The following is a 22,249-nucleotide window of genomic DNA, read 5'->3' on the forward strand; positions in this document are numbered from 1 at the left end:
TATGTCAAATAGACGCACTACTATGTTTTCGTGATTGACACTTATGTACATTTCGACTTAGCGTTCTGGAAAACTCAATAAATGGGAACCGGTGGGATGTCGAACGATCCTCTTCTGCAGCCGTATAAACTCAAGCATTTGACGCTACGTAATCGGATTATCGTGACATCTCACGAGCCGGCTTATCCCGAAGACGGAATGCCCAAGGAACGCTACCGCGCCTATACAATAGAGCGGGCGAAAGGTGGGGTCGCTCTCACCATGACTGCGGGTTCGGCAGCCGTATCGCGGGATAGTCCGCCTGTGTTCAACAATCTTCTCGCCTACAAAGACGAGATCGTTCCCTGGATCAGGGAAATGACCGATGCCGTGCACGAAGAAGGTGCGGCGATCATGATCCAGCTCACTCATCTGGGTCGACGTACCCGCTGGGACAAGGCTGACTGGCTGCCGGTCGTTGCCCCCTCACACCATCGAGAACCGGCACATCGCGCTTTCCCCAAAAAACTCGAGGACTGGGACATCGAGCGCATCATTACTGATTTCGCGGATGCCGCAGAACGCATGAAGGCCGGCGGCATGGATGGTGTCGAACTGGAGGCCTATGGTCATCTCATCGACCAGTTTAACTCGCCGCTTACCAACGATCTCGACGGTCCCTACGGCGGTTCGCTTGAAAACCGCATGCGGTTTTGTTTCGGCGTCTTTCGAGCGATACGCAAGCGCGTTGGTGACGACTTCATTCTCGGCGTTCGTTATACCGCCGACGAAACCCTGGCCGGGGGAACCGACAAGGCTGAGGGAATGGAAATTTCGCGTCGCCTCAGGGACAGCGGCCTAATCGATTATCTCAACATTATTCGTGGCCATATCGATACCGATGCTGGTCTCACCGATGTGATCCCAATTCAAGGTATGGCCAGCGCGCCTCATCTCGATTTTGCTGGTGAGATACGCGCGGCAACCGATTTTCCGACCTTCCACGCAGCCAAGATTCAAGATGTTGCTACGGCGCGTCATGCCATTGCATCAGGCAAGGTTGACATGATCGGCATGACCCGGGCCCATATGACCGATCCGCATATCGTGCGCAAGATAATGGAAAAACGCGAGGACGATATCCGTCCATGCGTCGGTGCCAATTATTGCCTTGACCGCATTTATCAGGGCGGTGCCGCCTATTGTATCCACAACGCCGCCACGGGTCGCGAACTGACCATGCCACATGTCGTCGACAGGGCAACGGAACGCCGAAAGGTCGTGATTGTTGGTGCGGGACCAGCCGGTCTGGAAGCGGCACGCGTCGCCGCCGAGCGTGGTCACGAAGTCATTGTCCTTGAAGCTTCCGCACATCCCGGTGGCCAGGTCCGCCTGACCGCTCAAAGCGAACGTCGACGCGAGATGATCTCCATCATTGACTGGCGTATGGCTCAATGCGAGAAACACGGCGTCATCTTTCATTTCAACAAATGGGCCGATGCTGAAACCGTTCAGGCGCTCGCGCCCGATGTAGTGATAATCGCCACGGGCGGCCTGCCACATACCGAAGTGCTGGCCAAGGGCAACGAACTCGTCGTCTCGGCATGGGATATCATCGCCGCAGATGTAAAACCGGGTTCCAATGTCCTGGTCTATGACGATGCAGGCGACCATTCAGGCCTGCAGGCTGCGGAAATCATCGCACAGTCAGGTGCCAAGGTTGAAATCATGACACCTGATCGGGCGTTTGCGCCAGAGGTCATGGCCATGAACCTCGTTCCCTATATGCGGTCGCTGCAAAAGCTCGATGTAACGTTCACCGTGACCTTCCGTCTGGAGTCGGTCGAAAAGACCGGCAACCAGCTAGTCTCGCAAATTGGCAGCGACTATGGGGGTGTTGTCAAGCAACGTATTGTCGATCAGGTCGTCGTCAACCACGGTACCATTCCATTGGACGAACTCTATTTCGAACTCAAACCGCTATCGTCCAATGGCGGCGAAACGTCCTATAAACAATTGCTGGCTGGTCAACCGCAATCAGTCGTTCGCAATCCGAACGGAACATTCCAGCTCTTCAGGATCGGTGACGCTGTCGCAGCCCGTAACACTCATGCCGCGATTTATGACGGTCTGCGGCTAGCAAAGGATATATGATCCGGAGATAATTCCCGATTTGAAGTTCATAGAGGTTCGCATGACAGTTCGTGATGAAGCATTGCAGGCCTTTCTTGATGCGACAGAGGCTGCTTTCGGTCAATTCGCCAGTCATGGTGAATCCAGACGTTCAATCGGCCAGATATTCGATGCACTCAAAACGCCAGGGGAACAGCGCGTGGGCGAGGGGAAGCAGTTACCTGTTTGCCAACATCTCGATGCCGCCTTGGCAGTCGATGTCAAGGATCCCTTGCTCCGCCGTCTGATCGCAACCTTTCAAACAATAGCGCCGCGCCTGGACTGGCGGCGGCGTGTTGATCCCGACGGCTCAGCTAGCGCCAATTATGCGGACGGACATGGCAATGCTATGGTAGTCGGTGCTGGAGGAATTGAACAGCGTGATGATCTGTGGATTGGCGCGACGCTGCTTGCCCCCAATGTCCGCTATCCAGATCACAACCATGCTCCTGAAGAGGTTTATCTCGTTTGCTCCGATGGCGAATTCAGTCAGGCGGACGGTGATTGGTTCTCACCGGGCATCGGTGGTTCGTTCTATAATGTCCCTGGTATCAAGCACGCCGTACGCTCGCTCGATATGCCACTCTTCGCTTTCTGGGCACTTCTGGTGAAGTGTCCAGTCGACGAATAACTGAAACATGACATCATGGGAGGAAGACATGAGCACGAGACTTCTACATCCTGCCATCCAGGATGGACTGCAAAAAGGTAGCAATCAGTTTGCCGGCGGGACGCTTGCCTGCAAATGTTCCGAACGCACAGTCAAGGTGAAGGTCGCAGCCCCGATCGCCCATAACCACGCTTGTGGCTGCACGAAATGCTGGAAGCCGGAAGGTGCAACCTTCTCCGTCGTCGCCGTCGCGCCGACGGAGAAGGTCAGCGTTATTGAAAATGGCGACAAGCTTGCCGTCGTCGATGCTGGCGCCTTGATCCAACGCCATGCCTGCAAGGAGTGCGGTGTGCACATGTACGGTCCCGTTGAACGTGAACATGCATTCCAGGGACTATCCTTCATCCATCCAGAACGGTTCGAAAACGCAGACTGGCCCGGGCCGGAATTCGCAGCCTTCGTATCCTCGGTCATTGAAGGCGGCGTCGATCCTGATGAAATGGCGGGTATACGGGCCCGGCTGAAAGAGGTTGGGCTTGAACCCTATGACTGCCTCTCGCCGGCGTTGATGGATTATCTGGCGACCTGGACCGCAAAAAAGAACGGCGTCCCGCACTGATTATCGGACGCTTGTCCCATCTGCCATATTGCTCGAAATTCTCTGCTTGTTCCTGAGAAACCCACGAGCGCCACTTAAACGATTGCTTCGGATGCGAAACGAGCATCCGAAGTTCCTGGCGCTTTGCTTAAAGAGGAATATTTGAATGGCGCCTGACGACCATATGACCGGACAAAGTGCAGCGGTCTTCAAAGACGAGCGAAAACTCACTTATCTCAATCCAGAAGGTGCGGATCGACCACTAATCAGCCCGATACCCATCGAAACGCTCGATAGGGCAAGACATTATCGCCTCGACCGCCTTCGCCTCAAAATGCGCCAGACGGATTGTGGAGCACTGCTTCTCTACGATCCGGTCAATATTCGTTATGCGCTGGATTCGTCCGATATGAGCATATGGACAATGCACAATCCCTCACGCTATGCGCTCATTTTGGCTGAAGGACCTGCCATCATGTTCGAATTCGAAGGCGCTGAACATGTCAATGACGGACTGCCCGGGGTCGATGAGGTCCGTACAGCCAAATCCTTTCTGTTCTTCACAGCCGGCAATCTGGTTGAACAGCGCCTGAAATCCTGGGCTGATGAGATCGCCGGTATCATCAAGCAACATGGCGCTAACGACCGTGTTGCTGTGGATCGCTTGGAACCGGGACCGGTGTATGAATTGCAGGCACGCGGCTTTGTCTTGCTGGATGGTCAGGAACTGGCCGAGCGGGCCCGTTCAATAAAAAGTGCGGAAGAAATCGAACTGATGCGCTGGACCATTCGCGTATGTGAGGCAGGTATGGCGCGCATGTACGAGGTTTCAGAACCGGGGCGGACAGAGCGCGAAATCTGGGCCGAGCTTCATTTCGAAAATGCACGAAGCGGTGGCGAATGGCTCGAAACCAAACTGCTGACAGCGGGCCTACGGACAAATCCATGGTATCAGGAATGCTCCGATTATGTCATTAAACAAGGCGAGATGATCGCCTTTGATACAGATATGATAGGTCCTTACGGCTATTGCGCCGACCTGTCGCGCTCATGGACCTGCGGCCATGTCGCGATGAGTGCAAAGCAAAAGAAGCTCTACGCCGCTGCCCGGGACCAGATCGATCATAATATTTCAATCATTCGTCCTGGTGTGAGCTTCGTTGAGTTCAATGAGAAAAGCTGGCGCATACCTGAGAAATACCTCCCGTACCGTTATTCGCTGGCAGTCCATGGGACCGGGATGGCTGACGAATGGCCAGGTATCATGCTGCACCCGGACTTCGATAATGATTTCAGCGGGATGATTGAGGAAAATATGGTACTTAACGTCGAAAGCCTGATTGCCGAAAAAGGTTCCGAAAGCATCAAGCTGGAAACCCAGATGCTGGTCACGAAAAATGGTGTCGAGCGGCTCGATACTTTTCCGTGGGAAAGGATTTAGGCATAAAGGTTTCAGACATTTCCTACGAGCCATTCGGCAAAAATGCGCGCCTTCGTTGAGGCGCGTGGATGAATTTTCAGATAGAATGGCATTGGCGAAGCGATGCAATCGGGCACGAGTTGTATGAACCTTCCCTCATCCAACAGGCTCTTGACCAATCCATCCCACCCTAGAACTGCGCCAAGATCGTCTTGTGCAGTCTGGAGGGCAATCATGTAATTGTTGACGTAGAAATTACGACCCTTCGGAGTGGACTGGCCAAGCGACGAAAACCAGTCTGACCATTTCGTCCAGTTGGTTTCTTCGCCGCTGGAATGTATTAGCGGCGCAGAAATCAGATCCTTAATAGTCGAAATACCATGTTCCGCAGCGAAGCGCGGCGTTCCAAGTGCTACGATGCGGTCGCGAAAGAGGCTGCAGCATTCGCTGCCTTCGTCGGGGATGCCATAATGAATGCTAAGGTCACAGCGGCTGGTGTCGGACGCAATGTCGCTGACAATCTGCGCAATCGTAACTGTGGGGTGGTTTTTCCAGAACGCTGAAATCTTTGGTGTCAGCCATAATGAACTCACAGCCGTCGTGGAGCGCACGGTAACGTCCACAGTTTCCGGTATCTCCCTCAACTGGCTGACCGTTTCGGAGATGGATTCAAAGCCTCGTTGCAGGGCCACGAATAAAAATGCGCCTTTTTCCGTCAGCTCCACACCCTTGTTTTGCCGGATGAACAGGACGCATCCAAGGTCCGCTTCAAGCGCCTTTATCTGGTGACTGATTGCCGCAGGTGTCACATTCAGTTCCTGCGCGGCTTTCTTGAAACTGAGATTGCGTGCCGCAGCCTCAAAACAGATGAGTGCGGTTATGGAGGAAAGGTCATAAGGTCTGGCCACAGAAACCTCATCCGCAATCTTGAAGCCAGCAAAGTGGCGGGGAAACCTTGAGATTACTTAAACTAATCCATGTTGAAAAAAAGTGCTATTGTCAAAATGTGAGACGAGCCTGACAGTTTTTAGACTGGTTCAAAACAAATGGTAGGAACTCGTCATCATGAACGCTCAAGTCTCGGTACCAGAATTGCTGGCCCGTCGAAAGCCTGGCCATGCTCTGGAGCAACCATTCTATACATCGCCTGACATCTATCAGATGGATCTGGAGCAGATTTTCTACAAGGAATGGCTCTATGCGATTCCGGCTTGCCAATTGGCGAAACCCGGCAGTTATGTGACCATGCGCGTTGGTGCTTATGATGTGATTATCGTCAAGGGACGCGATAATGAAATCCGCGCCTTCCACAATTCCTGCCGTCATAGGGGTTCCATCATCTGCAAGGCACGCGAAGGTCAGGTCGCGAAACTTGTGTGCCCCTATCACCAATGGACCTATGAACTCGATGGCAAGCTTCTGTGGGCCAATGATATGGGACCCGACTTCGACCCGTCTACTCATGGCCTGAAATCAGTGCAGCTGCGTAATTTTGTCGGGTTGATCTACATCTGCCTGTCCACGACACCACCCTCCTTCGAACCTTTTGCGGAAATGGCGCGCCCCTATCTTGAAGTACACGACCTTGAGAATGCCAAGGTTGCGTATAGCTCCACCATTGTGGAGAACGGCAACTGGAAGCTGGTCTGGGAAAACAATCGCGAATGCTATCATTGCAGCAGTAATCATCCTGCGCTCTGCCGGTCCTTCCCGCTGGATCCTGAAGTGGCTGGCGTCTCGCCGGACGGCTCGGTGTCGCCTAGCCTTCAGGCGCATTTCGATCGTTGCGAGGCAGTCGGGGCACCCGCACAGTTCCGCCTGTCGGATGATGGACAATACCGTGTTACGCGCATTCCGCTGCAGGACAAGGCCGTCAGTTACACAATGGACGGCAGGGCAGGCGTCACCAAACCGCTTGGTCGCGTTGCCATACCGGATGCGGGTTCGCTTCTCATGTTTCATTATCCTACGACATGGAACCATTTCCTGCCGGATCATTCACTGACTTTCCGCGTCACGCCAATTAGCCCAACGGAAACAGAAGTGACGACCACATGGCTTGTCCACAAGGATGCCGTTGAGGGCGTCGATTACGATCTCAAGCGGTTGACGGAAGTGTGGGTCGCCACCAATGATGAGGACCGGGAGGTGGTTGAGACCAATCAACGCGGGATATTCTCCCCGGCTTATACGCCGGGACCATATTCGCCCAATCAGGAAAGCGGCGTGGTCCAGTTCGTGGACTGGTATGCGCAATGGCTCGAGCGTTCGCTGACACGGTTTCAGATGGCTGCGGAGTGAGTTCATGTATGTGGTGAAGAGGCCGAAGCTTGCATTCTGGAGGGATGCGGAGGAGCTTGAATGCGTTTCCTGCCTGCCTGAAGCGCCTAATGTTATGACTTTCTGCTTCCAGTAGCCGTCTGGAGCGCTGTTTAGTTTCGATCCTGGGCAGTTCCTGACATGGGAGCTGCCTGTTCCCGGTGGACCGGTTTATCGTACCTATACAATCTCGTCATCGCCGTCCCGACCGACGTCGCTGACCATGACAGTTAAGGCGCAGCCGGATTCCGTTGGTACTCGCTGGATGTTCGACCACATGCGGCCAGGCATGCGGCTGCGGGTCATTGGCCCTGGCGGAAAGTTCTCCATCGCGCATCACCCAGCCGACAAATATCTCTTCATATCGATGGGATCGGGTATCACGCCAATGATGGCTATGCCCACCTATCCTACGATTCAGGCCGCGACATGGCCGTGGTGTTCGTCAATTGCGCGCGCCGCTCATCAGATATTATTTTCCGCGAGCGACTGGAGCATATGGCCTCACGCGTCAACGGGATAGATCTCCAATGGATCGTAGAGGACAGTGATCGCTATAGTCCATGGACCGGCTACAACGGTTTCTTCAACCAATTGATGCTGGGCTTGATGGCCCAGGATTACCTGGAGCGGGAAGCGTTCTGTTGCGGCCCGGAGCCCTTCATGCAAGCGGTGCGCGAAGCGTTGATCGGGCTTGGCTATGATATGGATTGCTATCATCAGGAAAGCTTCCACGCACCATTGTCGGAAACCGAACTGGTGCCCGAAGATGTAACGCCCGAACAGGAAAACAGTGCCGAAATCTGCTTTGCACTGTCCGGCGTTACGACGACTTGCTCGGAAGCGGACAGCATTCTTGTTGCTGCCCGCGCAGCGGGTTTGATGTTCCCCTCCGGCTGCACCATGGGAATCTGTGGGACCTGCTAGATCCAGAAGCTCGGAGGACACGTCCATATGGTGCACAACGGCGGCATCACCGATGATGACATAGACGATGGCTACATTCTCGCCTGCTGCTCGCACCCTATCGACCGTGTAAAAGCGGGGGTATAGCGGTGTGAACTATGGATAGAGTTCGGAAAAAATTGGTACACAAATCGGGAAAAATTTCCGGTGTTTCCATCAAAACAGCTGGTACTTTAACAGATTTCAGTCGCATCCAAAGGCGGTATCATGGCGCCAGACGCGCAACAGCCGGTGATGATCGTTTTCTATCTGGCTCCGACTTTTTCCTTATTTGATTTTTCTCTTGCCGTTGAGACGTTACGACTGGCAAATCAGGTGCTTGGTTACGCGGATCATCGTTGGCGTATTGCATCGGAAACCGGTGTCCCAGTGAGATCGAGTTGCGGTGTGCCAGTTACATCAACCAGTTCAATGGCCGACGAACAACGATATCTCTTCAACGAGCTGTGCCCTGGGATGGTCTGTATCTGTAGCAACAATGTTGCTGTCGGTTGTGACATTAAGCTTTCAAAGCCATGGTTGCTTTCATGCAGTAATAAAGAAGTTGCAATTGGAGGCTTTGGGTGCAGTTGGATATGCTTGATGGCAAAACCTGCGCGGTACATTGGAATCACGTGGAGGGTTTTGTTCAGCAATTTATAAATGTTGCTGTGGATCCCGGAATCTATCGAGCTAATGAGAACATCTGGACCTGTGCCGGGGGATCAGCAACGATCGGCATGATGCTGCATCGAGTGAATCAATATTTTGGGGGGCAGATAGTGAGCGACGTCTGCGATCTCGCTATCAACATAAATGCGCGTTGCGGCAATGAACCCTAAGAGTTCACTTAGTAGGCGCCGGCTTCAATCCGCCGCCGCGCTCTCAAAACCTCGCATGAGTTGCCTTCCTTGCAGGTTAAGGGACGTTGCTGATCAATGATCAGATTAGGTTTAGTCACTACTCGGCAATTTCGATTGTTGAAAGATTGGATTCGCTAGTCGCCTAGGTAAGCGTCAAATAATTCCCGCAAGGGCGGTAGCAGCCAACATTATACCAACGGTTGCTGTCTCGCAGGGCCAGAATGTGAAGGTGGGTTATGTGCCGCTTTCTATCGAAGCCATGAAGATGGAAACTGCTCTGCGTGCTGAACGCGACGGCTCGATTGCCGAAGTGCTTGTGCGCCCAGGCGAACAGATCGATGCAAAGGATTTGCTGATTGTATATGGAGAATAATCCTCTTCGATAAAGGCTCATCTGATCGAACTTGCAATGTGCGCCAGTCATAAGTGCGGGGCAGGTTCTTGACTGGCAATCAGGCCGTTGTACTGACAGCCAGTGATGGCCGCTTCTATCGTCTTTCGGCTGGAGCGGACGGTCTGCTTCTGGACCCCTTCCAGTCGTTAGAATTTGAGGATTATGAGGTCTTGGTTCTTGTGTGACGTGTGGGCCTCGGCAAATCTGCATGACTAAATCTAGTGTCTTTAATCTGGCACGAAACCTGCTTGTTTTAACGTAAACAAATTAGGGTGTCTTTCGTGTCATATCCGGTCCTTCTGCCTATTTTACTCAGTATCTCGTTTGGTTTGACCTGGCACATGTTCGCCTCGATCTTCTTTTTGCCGCCTCGTTATGAAAACGCGGATCTTCTGCTGGTGATGTTTGCCAGCCCGATTTGCATTGCAGCAATGGCGCTGTCTGTTTCAGACTTTGGTTTGTTCTATAGCGGATTCGTTTTAATAGCGGGCTGGCTGCTCTCCATATTAATCAGGCAGGTGATCTTTCCCGCGATACTGATTGCTTTGTCTGGAGGGGCATTGATGGCCTATCTCCAATTTGGCGAGCACATCATATGAGAAAGTTGAATTGTTCCTTGGTTTGCAAATTATTGTTATTGTTATCGAAATGGATTATCCGAAGTGTTCTTGTTCGATATCAGATAAACAATATGGCATTGATTTAGCTTGGATATCTGACCGGAAAGATCTTCTATTCGATAGCGCCTGGCTTCGCGTCGTCCGAATTCCAATATTGCCGGAACGATGTCCTTGCCGAAATAGATTATGTCTGCGGCTTGCAGTGCACGAATGGTTTTGAGTGTCATCAGTTCGGGATCTACCGGATCGACGGTAAAGACTTTCACACTCCCTGTATCTGATACCTTCTGCGAAGCAACAGTGAGAAGATCGGTTTCCGAGTTTCTCGTACACGGTCCCGAGAAGGCTTTGTCAGCAAATGTATCCCAAAAATGGCGACGCGCCGTTGCCGTCGTCAGCATGGAACCGATACGGGTGCGCAGGTTTTGGGCAAGCAGTGCCCAGTCTTTCAGCGAAGCTGGCAAAAGCGCTTCGATCTTACGGCGGATGGCTTGCGCCAGAACAGGTGCTCCGCCATCCGTCGAGATAGCCACGATAACCGGCGAGCGATTGACGATCGACCCGAACTGAAATTGGCAATATTGCGGTTTGTCGATGACATTGACGGGAACGCTGGCTCGGTTGCAGGCAGCAAGGAAGGCAGCGGCTTCGCCTTCGTCGTGGCAATCGGCAATTGCCATAGCTGCACCTGGCAAATCGGCATCTTGCAATGGCCTCAAAATCAGCGATATGCGCGCTTGCGTATGGACCACCGGACGGACAGCCAATGCGCGCATCATGTCGTCGGGCGCATCGGCATAGACCTCGACACGCGCCCCGCAGGCGGCCAGCAATTCTGCTTTCCATGCGGCGGCATCGGAACCGCCAGAGATAATGCAGCGCCTTCCCTCCAGCGCCCAAAACACCGGAAGTTTTGCCAGGGGCTCGATGCGGTTAAAGGCTTTACTCTGCTGCAGCTGCGAGACGCCCATTGATGATCTCCCTGATTTCAGCGCGGCACGAGCCGCAATTGGTCCCGGCGTTGAGTTGCTTGCCGATGGCCTCGACACTATGGCAACCGGAGTGAATGGCAGCGGCAATCTGATTGATGCCTACATCGAAGCACGAGCAAACTGTTGCGCCGGGATCCGGCTTGTCCATACTGGGGCGGCCTGCAACGATTGCGACACGCTTGCGCAAATCGTCATGGGCGACAGTCAATTGCTGGATGGCCCAGTTGCGAGCGACGGCAACCGGTTGTGGCGCGATGAACAGCGCTGCATGCAACCGCGAGCCGTTAAAGAAAGCGAGCCGCGTCTCGCCGGTTGCGTTATCCATATAACCGATGGGGTCAATCTCTGCTGGAATACTGAAATGCGCATGGCACCACTCCGCCCAATCGTGAATTGCCTTAAGAGAAGCCAGCTCTAACCGCCAGCCTCCCTCTGCACGCGCCAGTGCCCAGTAATCGCAATCGACACCTGACGGCTTTGCAAGCGAAACGGCAAAACCGTAGCAGACAGCGTGGAAGGGCCTTAAAGTGACGGCCACATTTTTAGAGGCAGGCTGACCTGAGACCGGATCGACTACGGGGGCGACCAGAGCATCTATACGGGCGCAGGCAGAAGACTGATCGTTCCAGTGCATCGGGCCAAAGACACTACCTCGCGCCTGACGCTCAGTCGCAAGTGCGCGCACGATAGCTTTCCCATGTGGGCTTTCGATTTCCACCAGCCCGGCGCCGGTGATGCCAAGTTTTGTGGCGTCGCGCGGATGAAGCTCGGCAAATGGTTCGGCAATATGGGCTGAAAGCCGTGCACTTTTGCCAGTTCGCGTCATGGTATGCCACTGATCGCGGATGCGGCCCGTATTGAGTGTGAACGGGAACGTGCTGCTTGTACGATCAGTATCCGGGAGTGCCGTGACGACAAAGCGCGCGCGCCGGTCGGAATGAAAATAGCCTCCCTTTGCAAAGAAGCGCGCTGATGAGCCAATACTTCGTGAGGCCTGTGGCCACTGGAAAGGCGTCATGGCGTCATATTGTGATGGAGTACTGTTTTGGACTGCGCCAATATCGAAATCGCGGCTGCCATTGTTCTCAAAGGCCGATAGAGCGGCGTGTTCGATGAAAATGGCAGTTGGATTGTTATAGGCAAACTGCTTTTTATAGTTCATGCGACGCGCCACTTCGGCAAGCTGCCACCAGTCCGGCTTGGCCTTGCCCGGAGCTGCCAGAAATGCCCGTTGCCGGGAGATGCGTCGTTCGGAATTGGTAACGGTGCCGTCTTTCTCGCCCCAGCCAAGCGATGGCAACAGCACATGGGCGTGGCGCGTTGTGTCGGTGTCCTTAACGATGTCAGAGACAACAACAAAAGGACAGGCCGCTATCGCCGCTTGAACTGCATTAGCATCCGGCATGGATACAACCGGATTGGTGGCCATTATCCACAGTGCTTTGATGCGTCTGTCCGCCACCGCACGGAACATGTCGACGGCTTTCAGTCCGGGCTTTGTGGCAATGGTGGGCGAGGACCAGAAACGCTGTACGCGATCGCGGTCGTCGGCATTCTCGATAGCCATATGGGCTGCGAGCATATTCGCAAGGCCACCCACTTCACGACCGCCCATGGCATTAGGCTGTCCGGTTAGTGAGAAGGGTCCCATTCCAGGGCGCCCGATCCTGCCGGTCGCCAGATGACAATTGATGATGGCATTGACCTTGTCAGTTCCCGAGGACGACTGATTGACGCCCTGACTATAGCAGGTAACCGTATTTTCGGTGGTCTCAAACAGCTGGAAGAATTCTCCAAGTTGGGCTGAAGACAGGCCTGTGCTGTCCACCAGCATTTCCCTATCAATCGCTGTGGCTGCTTCGACGGCTACCCCCAGACCGGATGTATACGCATCCACATAGTTCATATTGAGTGCAGGACTCTTCACCAGATGGGCGAAAAGCCCCATGAAAAGCGCCACATCGCCATCCGGACGGATTGCCAGATGCAGATCGGCAATATCACAGGTCATCGTTCGACGTGGATCGATGACGACAATCTTCATCTGGGGTCGCGTCGCCTTTGCTGCGGCAAGCCTTTGATAAAGCACTGGATGGCACCAGGCGAGATTAGAGCCGGTCAGTACTACCAGATCAGCAAGTTCGATATCCTCATAGGTGCCGGGCACCGTATCGGCACCGAAAGCGCGGCGATGCCCTGCCACGGATGAGGACATGCAAAGGCGCGAATTCGTGTCTATGTTTGCTGACCCGATAAAGCCCTTCATCAGCTTGTTTGCGACGTAATAATCTTCGGTCAGAAGTTGGCCCGACACGTAGAAGGCTACAGAATCTGCCCCATGTTCAGCTATCGTTTCCGAAAATTTCCGGGCCACAAGATCGAGCGCCCGGTCCCAGTCCGCACGCTGGCCGTCTATTTCAGGAAAGAGTAGCCGACCATCGAGATCGATGGTCTCTGCAAGAGCCGAACCTTTCGAGCACAATCGTCCGAAATTCGCCGGGTGATCAGGGTCGCCTCTAACTGATATTGCGCCGGCTTCATCCACCTTGGCGATTACGCCGCAGCCGACGCCACAATAGGGGCAGGTGGTCTTTGTTTCGGTGATCGTCGCCATTTCGGACCTCATATCGAAACCGCAAGCCTGGCGCGTGCCTGTCTTACCAGCTGTTGTAGGAGAGGAACTTGCCGCTCATGCGGATTTCGATGCGTTCACCCTTCGGGTTCGCTACCTTGTCTACGCTCATCTCGAAATCGATGGCACTCATGATGCCGTTGCCGCTCTTTTCCTGAATAAGCTCCTTTAGCGTCGGGCCGTAGACCCCAACGATCTCGTAAAGGCGATAGATGCAAGGATCTGTTGGAACGGCGCGGTCCCATTCCTTGGTCGGATATTCCGCCAGCACTACACCTGCTTCCTGTGGTAAGCCGAGATTGATCGCCAGCTTGTCCGCCTTGTCGCGTGGCAGGGCATTCATGCCAAGACAGGCCGAGGTGACGAATACTTCGCTCATACCAATGCCTTCGGCAATTGAGGCCCAGGTCAGACCGGCGAGGCGTTTTTTCTCATAGATGAGATCGGTGACGTCACTTTTGCTCAGCATGTCATCTCCTCTTTTGGGTTGATTTCACCAGTGTCGGTTCGTCAGAAGGCCAGCGCGAGATAAACGGTGTCGCCTTCCTGCTTGACGGGAAACGTCCGCGTCACACCCTCGTCGGCGCCCTGCGCCTTGCCGGTCGCAAGATTGATGACCCAGTTATGCAGCGGGCAGGTCACGCAACCATCATGAACAATGCCCTGACTGAGCGGGCCGTTCTTGTGCGGGCAACGATCCTCGATTGCGAACAGGCGGTCATCGAAAGTGCGAAAGACGGCAATCGTTGTCGATCCGTTTTTCACACAGCGCGAACCCTGACGCGGAATGTCGTCGAGCGTTCCGATAGCAATCCAGTTCCTGACCATCTCGTTCATTCCGCAGCCTCCGCGTTTAACACAGCCATGGGGCTGAATTCGTGTTTGTCCTTGCCGGAAACGCGTTCGGACCACGGATCGACCTGTGCGAACTTCTGTGAAAAGACGAAGCGGTCGTAATAGATCTGGCGCTTGTCCGTATCTTCCATGACCTGGCGGCGGATTTCATCGAGACCGATGCGCTTGGCCCATTTATAAATCCGTTCCAGATAACGGGCCTGTTCGCGATACATCTGCGTCAGCGCCACAATATGCTCCAGCGCCTCGTCTTCGGTCTTGACCAGCCCAAGAACTTCCGTGCCCTTAATGTCGAGGCCGGCGGCACCGGCGAAGTGGATTTCGAAACCGGAATCCACGCAAATGATGCCGATATCCTTGCAGGTCGCTTCTGCGCAATTGCGTGGACAGCCGGAGACAGCCATCTTCAACTTGGCAGGGGTCCAGGAACCCCACATGAATTTCTCGATGCGAATACCAAGACCGGTAGAATCCTGCGTTCCGAACCGGCACCAGTCCGAGCCAACGCAGGTTTTCACCGTGCGCAATCCCTTCGCGTAGGCCTGACCGGAGATGAAGCCCGCCTTGCCAAGATCAGACCAGACCGCTGGTAACTGTTCTTTTGCTATTCCCAGAAGATCAATGCGTTGTCCGCCTGTAACCTTGACCATCGGAATAGCAAACTTGTCCACTACATCGGCGATGGCACGCAGTTCGCTGGAATTCGTCACGCCGCCCCACATTCGAGGCACAACGGAATAGGTGCCGTCTTTCTGGATATTGGCGTGTACGCGCTCATTGATGAAACGCGACTGGTAGTCGTCGGCATATTCGTCTGGCCAGTCGCAGACGAGGTAATAGTTAAGCGCCGGACGGCATTTGGCGCAGCCGCATGATGTTTTCCATTCCAGCTCCTGCATGACGGCGGGAATGGTCTTGAGCTTTTTTGCCTTGATGAGCCTGCGTACATCGTCATGACCCAGATCGGTGCAGCCGCACATGGGCTGCACCGATCTGGGATTGTAGCTGTCGCCAAGCGTCAGCGCCATGAGTTGCTCGACCAGCCCCGTGCATGAACCGCAGGACGCGGACGCCTTTGTGTGAGCCCGCACCTCATCGAGCGAGGTCAGGCCCTTTTCGTCCATTGTTGAGACGATTTTACCCTTACAGATGCCGTTGCAGCCGCAGATTTCCGTATCATCCGGCAAGGCTGCAACGGCCACCATAGGGTCCAGTGGGGTTCCTCCCTGATAGGCCTGTCCGAAGATCAGCGTATCGCGCATCTCCGAAATGTCGGTTGCCTTCTTCTTCAAGTCGTTGAACCAGGCGCCGTCAGTCGTTTCACCATAGAGAACCGTACCGATGATCCGGTTTTCCTTGATCACGAGCCGCTTGTAGATGCCTGCCATTGCATCGCGCAGCACGATCTCTTCGCGGTCCGGACCATCGGCGAAATCGCCCAACGAGAAGAGATCGATGCCGGTGACCTTCAGCTTGGTCGGGGTGTCGGAATGGGTAAAGGACGATGTGTTGTCGCCTGCTAGATGTGAGGCTGCCACACGTGCCATTTCGTAAAGCGGAGCAACAAGACCGTAGACCATGCCACCCACTTCCGCACATTCGCCCAGCGACAGAATATTGGCATCGGATGTCCGCATCCCCGCATCCACGACGACGCCGCGATTGACGTCCAGACCGGCCTCTCTCGCCAGGCCGACATTGGGGCGAATACCAACCGCCATCACAACAAGTGTGGCTGGGATGACGGTGCCGTCGTCAAGCTCGACGCCTTCGACCTTGCCTTTGCCGATAACGGCCTTGGTGTTAGCCTTGCAGATGACTTTGATGCCGCGCTGCTCGACTGCACGCTGCAACAGATAGCCGGCCGCAGGGTCAAGCTGGCGTTCCATGAGCGTCGGCATGACATGCAGCACCGTTACATCCATGCCGCGCTGGGCGAGGCCTGCTGCCGCTTCCAGCCCGAGCAACCCGCCGCCAATGACGATGGCTTTTTCACGTAATTGCGCGGCGACCAGCATTGCATCAACATCGTCCAGATCGCGATAGCTGATGACACCGGGCAGGTCTTTGCCTGGCACAGGAATGATGAAAGGCACTGAACCAGTGGCAATTACCAGCTTGTCATAGCTTTCCGTAACACCATGATCCGATGTCACGGTCTTGGCGTCGCGGTCGATGGCGACGACCTTGTGGCCCTTATAGAGTGTGATGCCGTGCTTGATGTACCAGCCATCGCCATGGATGACGATTTGCTCATAGGTTTTCTCACCGGACAGAACCGGCGAGAGCATGATGCGGTCGTAGTTGACACGCGGCTCGGCGTTGAAAATGGTAACGTCATACTGGTCCGGTGCCTGCTCGAGCAAATGCTCCAGCATGCGGCCCGGCGCCATGCCATTGCCGATGATAACGAGTTTCTCAGTCATAGGATTACTCCGCAGCTTCCACGAAGCGATGGCGCTCGTAGAGGAACTTCAAAACAGCCTCGCGGCATTTCAGATAGGTGCGGTCAGAGGCCAGCTCGATGCGGTTGCGCGGGCGTGTGATAGCGACATCCAGCACCTCGCCTATCTTCGCCGCCGGACCATTGGTCATCATCACGATACGGTCGGAGAGCAGGACCGCTTCATCCACATCATGGGTGATCATCACCATCGTGTTGCCAAGCCGGGTGTGGATTTCCATGATCGCATCCTGAAGATGGGCGCGGGTCAGCGCATCCAGTGCGCCAAAAGGCTCGTCGAGCAGCAGTATTTTCGGTTCCATAGCCAATGCACGCGCGATGCCAACGCGCTGCTTCATGCCGCCGGAAATTTCCGACGGGCGCTTGTCTTTTGCATGCGCCATCTGGACGAGGTCGAGATTGGTCATGACCCAATCATGTCGTTCAGCTCTGGTTTTGCTGGACCGGAAAACCTTCGTCACCGCAAGATTGACGTTCTCGTAAACCGACAGCCAGGGTAGCAGCGAATGGTTCTGAAACACCACAGCCCGTTCAGGTCCCGGGGCGTTGACTTCCTTGTTTTCGAGCAGGACCGCACCGGACGAGACTGGCGTCAGCCCGGCAATCAGGTTCAAAAGTGTGGATTTTCCGCAGCCGGAGTGACCGATGATGGAAACGAACTCGCCCTTGGAGATCGAAAGATTGATGTCTTTGAGGACTTCCGAGCGGTCGAAATATTTGTCGATATGGTCGAGCTTGAGATAGGCGTTCATATCTCTTCTCCTCAGCTTAGGGAAGCACTGCGGGTGACAAGTCGACCGACGGCTGCCACAAGCTTGTCGAGCGCGAAGCCGACAAGGCCAATATAGGCGAGCGCGACGATGATGTCGGACAGACGTGAGGAGTTCCACGCGTCCCAGATGAAGAACCCGATACCGACACCGCCGGTCAGCATTTCGGCAGCTACGATGGCAAGCCAGGAAAGGCCAACGCCGATCCGGAGGCCGGTAAAGATATAGGGTGCTGTCGATGGCAACATAATCTTGAAGAAGAACTCAAACTGGTTGAGGCGTAGCACTTTGGCGACGTTGCGATAATCCTGCGGAATATTACGTACGCCGACCGCGGTGTTGATGATGATCGGCCAGATTGAAGTGATGAAGATAACGAAAATCGCTGACGGATTGGCATTCTGGAAGGCGGCAAGCGATAGGGGCAACCAAGCCAGCGGTGGCACAGTACGCAGTACCTGAAAAATCGGATCAAGGCCACGCATCGCCCACACTGACTGGCCGATGACCGCGCCAATCACGACACCGGCAATAGCCGCGAGGCCAAAGCCGTAGGCGACACGTTCCAGCGAGACGAGCACACGCCAGCCAAGCCCGATATCCTGTGATCCATAATTGAAGAAGGGATAGGCGATCAGATCATAACTATCCTCCCAGACTTTGAACGGCGCAGGCAAAGACGCGTCAGGGGTAGCACAAAGGAGTTGCCAGATACCCAGCAGTACGGCCAGCACCACTAAAGGCGGTGCGATGTTACCCACGGTACCGCGCGCCAGCGCACTTATATCGAGGCCCGATTTGGGCTGGTTGGCAAGCCGGGCGACATTCCCGGCAGGCTTTGTCGCCTTTGGCGTTAGCTGTGTAACGATGGTTTGATCTTTCAGTACGGCGGACATGCAACGCTCCTGTTCGAAGGGGAGGGTGACGCGCTGGTTGCGCGTCCCAGGTTGGCTCAGGACGCAACCTTGATCGCGAGACTGTCGAGATAGGCCGAAGGATTTTCGGGATCGAAGACCTTGCCGTCGAAGAAGGTTTCCTCACCGCGTGACGTCGACGCTGGAATATCTGCTGCCGCGACACCGAGATCCTTTGCAGCCTCGCGCCAGATGTCTTCCCGATTGACCTGATCGACCAGCGCTTTGATGTCTGTGTCAGGCGTAAATTTGCCCCAGCGGATATTTTCGGCGATGAACCAGGTGTCGTGGCTTTTGAAGGGATAGGACGCACCGTTCGTCCAGAATTTCATTTGCAGATCGGTGCCCTGTACGACACGGCCATTGCCGTAATTAATGTCGCCCTTGAGCCGGCCCAGCACGTCCTTTGGAGGCACATTGAACCATTGGCGCTTGCCAAGTATCTCTGCCATTTCTGCCTTGTTGTCCATGCTATCGCACCATTGCTGGGCTTCCATTACAGCCATGAGTAGGGCTTTTGCGGCATTCGGATTTTTCTCAATCCAGTCGGCACGCATGCCGAGCGCCTTTTCCGGATGATGTTTCCAGATTTCACCCGTCGTCGCTGCCGTGAAGCCGACCCCCTGGTTGACGAGCTGTTCGTTCCACGGTTCGCCGACGCAGAACAGGTCCATATTCCCGATCTTCATATTGGCGACCATTTGCGGTGGTGGGACAACGATGGTGGAAACGTCCTTGTCGGGATCAATGCCGCCAGCAGCGAGCCAGTAGCGGATCCACAGATCGTGCGTGCCACCGGGGAAAGTCATCGCAGCTTTAATTTCTTTGCCGTCTGCTTTCTTCTCTTCGAAGGCGGCCTTCAACCTGGATGAATCCAGCTGGACGCCAGTATCGACATATTCCTTGGCAACCGAAATAGCCTGACTGTCGTAATTCAGTCGTGCCAGAAGGGCCATTGGCACAGGCTGGTTGTTCTGCGTTACCTTTCCGGTATGGATGAGATAGGGAAGCGGCGAAAGGATGTGCGCGCCATCGATGCCATTAGACGCGCCCCCCAGCACGAGATTGTCACGTGTTGCACCCCAGGACGCCTGCTTGGCGACTTCGACATCCGGCAGGCCGTGCTTTTCAAACAGGCCTTTTTCCCTGGCAACAATCAACGGCGCGGCATCGGTTAGCGCGATGAAGCCGAGCTTGGCGCCGCTGACTTCGGGTCCGCTGTTGGCTGCAAAGGCACCGCCGGGAAATGTCGAGCGAATTGCGGTGAAAAGAGCTGCGGTGGCACTGGTCTTCAAAATGCTGCGCCGGGTGATGCCGGTTCTGGTTTCTGCTTTGTTATGCGGTGTCATCGGCTGGCTTCCCCTATGCTGGCTTGAATTAGGTTCGCTTGAAACTGGGCACAAAAAAACGCCGCCTGGAGATAGCATCCTCGAACGAAAGGTTCGGGCTGCAATTCCTTGCGACGTCGGTGTCGTGACAGGAGCGATATCTGGCTCGCTTGTTGCATCAGTCGCCGTTGACCGGTGCATAATATTTACAAGCAAGAAGCGTGCCAGAATTCCAGAAAATTTGCAAGTGATTGAAAATACAAAATTAAAAAGAATGAAAAAATAGCCAGAAGCTTATTCGCGCTCCCAAAGTGTGGCTGTATTTTAGGCGCTTTTGTCGGGTTGTGCCGTCTGGGTGCAATCAAATTGGGCATTGGCAGCTCAATCTTCCAACGCGCTCGGGCCCGTAGAGGTCTCGCGACGCACATCAAATCCTTGCACGTAAGTCTCTATGTCCGACGGGTCGAAGGTCCGGCCATCCATGAAGCGATCTCTGGCACTGATGCCTTCAACGGCGTTCCCTTCGAAGGGCGGATGCGAAATGCCAAGGGCCGTACAATAGAGATCTGGTCGGTAGGATTGAGCCGCTTTTTGCTGCGCCGATTGCGATGCCTCTATCTGCCCCCAACGTACCATTTGGCTATAGATCCACATCGCATCATTGGGGCGGGGGCAATTGGCAAAACCGGCATGGAAGGCGAAGTAATGTTCGATAACGCGGTGATTGCCTTGTTTGTCGAGATTAAACGTTCCTGCGAGCACGTTGCGGACGATCTGCTTCGATACGCCAAGATAACGATTGTCCGCGAGAACCTCGGCCAGCGCGTCGTGATTTTCAGTGCCATCGCACCAGCGTGCCGCCTTGTCGAGAGCAACAATGAGGCGAGATACGGTTTCGGGATGAGTTTCGGCCCATTCCGGACGCATGCCAATGACCTTTTCGGGTGCAGACGGCCAGATGTCCTGCTTGGCGGCAACAATCCGCCCGGTGCCGCGTTCTGAGGCTACCATGTTCCAGGGTGCGCCGACGCAAAAACCATCGATTGCGCCGGTCGCCAATGCGTCCGACGTTAGCGGTGGGGGTACAATGACAAGCTTTACATCATTGTCGGGGTCGATGCCGCCCGCTGCCAGCCAGTAGCGAAATTCATAGTTGTGTGACGAAAAAGGGTAGGTGATGGCGAGTTTCAATAAAGGTTCGCCGCGCGATTGCATGTCACGTATTACGGAAGCGAGCGCCCTGGCATTTTCCAGCGCGGTTGCCGTTTCTGCCAGACCGGCGGTTACGTGCATTCTTTCGTAAATCCGCGCAGAAAGAGTGATCGCATTGCCGCCCTTTCCAAGAGAAAACGGCGTTATCGTTGGCGATGGGTTGGATCCGAGTCCCAACATGGAGGCTACGGGCATCGGCGACAGCATATGCGCGATATCGAACTGTCGAAAAGCCAGTCGATCGCGGACGTTGGCCCAGGAGACATCCTTGACGAGGTCGAGGCTCAGGCCTTCAACTCTTGCGAAGCCAAATTCGGCGGCCGCGATCAGCACGGCCGCGTCGACAAGAGGAATAAAGCCGGCGCGCAATGTCTTGATTTCTTTGCCCGCAATGCTGGCGGGCTTGGTAAGGCTGCTACCCGCTTCAGCAAATCTGTTTGACATGCTCATCTGCCCATACTCCCGGAATGGTTTCCCCAGGGTTCAAACCCACCGTCATTTCATCAGTAGTCCGGCTGCGGTCACGATGCTTTGGGCAATATCCGACATTTTCTTTTTCTCGTTCATGGCAGTCTGCCGCAGTAGGGAAAAAGCGTCTTCCTCAGAAAGACCCCGCATCTTCATGAGAATGCCCTTGGCGCGCTCAACGACTTTCCTTTCCTCCAGTGCCGATTTGGCATCCGCCAGTTCGCGCTGCAGACGACTGAAGGCATTGAAGCGACTGACCGCCATATCAAGGATGGGCTTTACCCGCTCCTTCTTCAGTCCGTCCACGATATAGGCGGAGACGCCTGCCTCAACTGCTGCTTCAATAGAAGCGGTGTCGGATCGGTCAACAAACATGGCGATTGGACGGCTGATTGTACGCGTTAGCTGGAACAGGTGCTCCATCATGTCACGATTGGGGTTTTCGATGTCGATGACAATCACATCCGGATTAAGCGTTTCAATCATTCGCGCTATGCCGAGCATTTCATTGATCACCACGACTTTGCCATGCCCGGCCTCGCGCAATCCTTCCTCGATAATCGAGGAGCGAATGGCGTTCTCGTCGATAATGAGAATGGTTAGGTCAGCCTGGTTCATGTCGCATTGATGCCGCAGAGCTCTTGCGTTGGCAATAGTTTTATGTCTATTTCTTAATCAATATTGATGTTGATTA

At 54.5% G+C, this 22,249-nt stretch carries 19 protein-coding genes and 2 pseudogenes; 10 read left to right on the forward strand and 11 right to left on the reverse strand.

Going from position 1 to position 22,249, the window contains the following annotated elements:
• Positions 1-96 precede the first annotated feature (96 nt).
• The 4 genes from ACSME1_RS21665 to ACSME1_RS21680 all read left to right on the forward strand — a co-directional run bounded on the left by ACSME1_RS21665 (position 97) and on the right by ACSME1_RS21680 (position 4,800).
• Positions 97-2,133 carry an NADH:flavin oxidoreductase gene (locus tag ACSME1_RS21665; protein ID WP_105707862.1) on the forward strand — a complete coding sequence of 679 codons (2,037 nt, stop codon included), beginning with the start codon at positions 97-99 and terminating at the stop codon, positions 2,131-2,133.
• Between the two features lie 40 nt (positions 2,134-2,173).
• Entirely contained in the window at positions 2,174-2,782 is a 609-nt protein-coding gene (locus tag ACSME1_RS21670) for a dimethylsulfoniopropionate lyase (RefSeq protein ID WP_105707721.1), read from the forward strand.
• 28 nt (positions 2,783-2,810) lie between these two features.
• Positions 2,811-3,380, forward strand: a complete 570-nt coding sequence (gene gfa, locus ACSME1_RS21675; protein WP_105707723.1) for an S-(hydroxymethyl)glutathione synthase — start codon at positions 2,811-2,813, stop codon at positions 3,378-3,380.
• A 145-nt stretch (positions 3,381-3,525) separates the two neighbouring features.
• On the forward strand, positions 3,526-4,800 hold the full coding sequence (locus ACSME1_RS21680; protein WP_105707725.1) for a M24 family metallopeptidase: 1,275 nt from the start codon (positions 3,526-3,528) through the stop codon (positions 4,798-4,800).
• Between the two features lie 11 nt (positions 4,801-4,811).
• Here ACSME1_RS21680 and ACSME1_RS21685 read toward each other — a convergent pair whose 3' ends face one another.
• Complete coding sequence (locus ACSME1_RS21685; protein ID WP_105707727.1) at positions 4,812-5,687, reverse strand: LysR family transcriptional regulator; 876 nt, start codon at positions 5,685-5,687, stop codon at positions 4,812-4,814.
• A gap of 157 nt (positions 5,688-5,844) precedes the next feature.
• Between ACSME1_RS21685 and ACSME1_RS21690 the strand changes: the two genes are divergently transcribed.
• The 6 genes and pseudogenes from ACSME1_RS21690 to ACSME1_RS21715 all read left to right on the forward strand — a co-directional run bounded on the left by ACSME1_RS21690 (position 5,845) and on the right by ACSME1_RS21715 (position 9,899).
• Positions 5,845-7,080, forward strand: coding sequence for an aromatic ring-hydroxylating oxygenase subunit alpha (locus tag ACSME1_RS21690; RefSeq protein ID WP_105707729.1), 1,236 nt, complete (start codon positions 5,845-5,847; stop codon positions 7,078-7,080).
• A 4-nt stretch (positions 7,081-7,084) separates the two neighbouring features.
• Positions 7,085-8,151, forward strand: a pseudogene (locus ACSME1_RS21695) (2Fe-2S iron-sulfur cluster-binding protein).
• A 476-nt stretch (positions 8,152-8,627) separates the two neighbouring features.
• Entirely contained in the window at positions 8,628-8,885 is a 258-nt protein-coding gene (locus ACSME1_RS21700) for a hypothetical protein (protein ID WP_435655489.1), read from the forward strand.
• A gap of 208 nt (positions 8,886-9,093) precedes the next feature.
• Positions 9,094-9,279: pseudogene (locus tag ACSME1_RS21705) on the forward strand (biotin/lipoyl-containing protein); the annotation flags it as partial.
• Between the two features lie 68 nt (positions 9,280-9,347).
• Positions 9,348-9,485, forward strand: coding sequence for a hypothetical protein (locus ACSME1_RS21710; RefSeq protein WP_181153676.1), 138 nt, complete (start codon positions 9,348-9,350; stop codon positions 9,483-9,485).
• 156 nt (positions 9,486-9,641) lie between these two features.
• Entirely contained in the window at positions 9,642-9,899 is a 258-nt protein-coding gene (locus ACSME1_RS21715; RefSeq protein WP_105707732.1) for a hypothetical protein, read from the forward strand.
• 41 nt (positions 9,900-9,940) lie between these two features.
• Here the strand turns inward: ACSME1_RS21715 and ACSME1_RS21720 are convergent, their stop codons facing one another.
• The 10 genes from ACSME1_RS21720 to ACSME1_RS21765 all read right to left on the reverse strand — a co-directional run bounded on the left by ACSME1_RS21720 (position 9,941) and on the right by ACSME1_RS21765 (position 22,173).
• On the reverse strand, positions 9,941-10,891 hold the full coding sequence (locus ACSME1_RS21720) for an NAD(P)-dependent oxidoreductase (protein ID WP_435655490.1): 951 nt from the start codon (positions 10,889-10,891) through the stop codon (positions 9,941-9,943).
• Positions 10,863-13,526 (reverse strand): nitrate reductase, encoded by a 2,664-nt coding sequence (locus tag ACSME1_RS21725; protein WP_435655491.1) that lies wholly within the window; start codon positions 13,524-13,526, stop codon positions 10,863-10,865. The genes ACSME1_RS21720 and ACSME1_RS21725 overlap by 29 nt, the downstream gene beginning before the upstream one ends.
• 43 nt (positions 13,527-13,569) lie before the next feature.
• A complete protein-coding gene (gene cynS / locus ACSME1_RS21730) occupies positions 13,570-14,013 on the reverse strand; it encodes a cyanase (RefSeq protein WP_105707737.1) in 444 nt (147 codons plus the stop codon).
• 41 nt (positions 14,014-14,054) lie between these two features.
• Entirely contained in the window at positions 14,055-14,381 is a 327-nt protein-coding gene (nirD, locus tag ACSME1_RS21735; protein WP_105707739.1) for a nitrite reductase small subunit NirD, read from the reverse strand.
• Entirely contained in the window at positions 14,378-16,825 is a 2,448-nt protein-coding gene (nirB, locus tag ACSME1_RS21740) for a nitrite reductase large subunit NirB (protein ID WP_105707740.1), read from the reverse strand. The genes nirD and nirB overlap by 4 nt, the downstream gene beginning before the upstream one ends.
• A gap of 4 nt (positions 16,826-16,829) precedes the next feature.
• Positions 16,830-17,615, reverse strand: a complete 786-nt coding sequence (locus ACSME1_RS21745) for an ABC transporter ATP-binding protein (protein ID WP_105707742.1) — start codon at positions 17,613-17,615, stop codon at positions 16,830-16,832.
• Positions 17,616-17,626: 11 nt separating this feature from the next.
• Positions 17,627-18,529 (reverse strand): nitrate ABC transporter permease, encoded by a 903-nt coding sequence (gene ntrB / locus ACSME1_RS21750; protein WP_435655492.1) that lies wholly within the window; start codon positions 18,527-18,529, stop codon positions 17,627-17,629.
• Between the two features lie 56 nt (positions 18,530-18,585).
• Positions 18,586-19,896: a CmpA/NrtA family ABC transporter substrate-binding protein gene (locus tag ACSME1_RS21755; RefSeq protein ID WP_207489271.1), complete on the reverse strand. Its 1,311-nt coding sequence runs from the start codon at positions 19,894-19,896 to the stop codon at positions 18,586-18,588.
• Between the two features lie 360 nt (positions 19,897-20,256).
• Entirely contained in the window at positions 20,257-21,531 is a 1,275-nt protein-coding gene (locus tag ACSME1_RS21760; RefSeq protein WP_435655493.1) for a CmpA/NrtA family ABC transporter substrate-binding protein, read from the reverse strand.
• Between the two features lie 51 nt (positions 21,532-21,582).
• Positions 21,583-22,173 (reverse strand): ANTAR domain-containing response regulator, encoded by a 591-nt coding sequence (locus ACSME1_RS21765; RefSeq protein ID WP_105707747.1) that lies wholly within the window; start codon positions 22,171-22,173, stop codon positions 21,583-21,585.
• Positions 22,174-22,249: the final 76 nt, after the last annotated feature.

Source organism: Brucella pituitosa, assembly GCF_965577835.1.
Taxonomy (GTDB): Bacteria; Pseudomonadota; Alphaproteobacteria; order Rhizobiales; family Rhizobiaceae; genus Brucella; species Brucella pituitosa.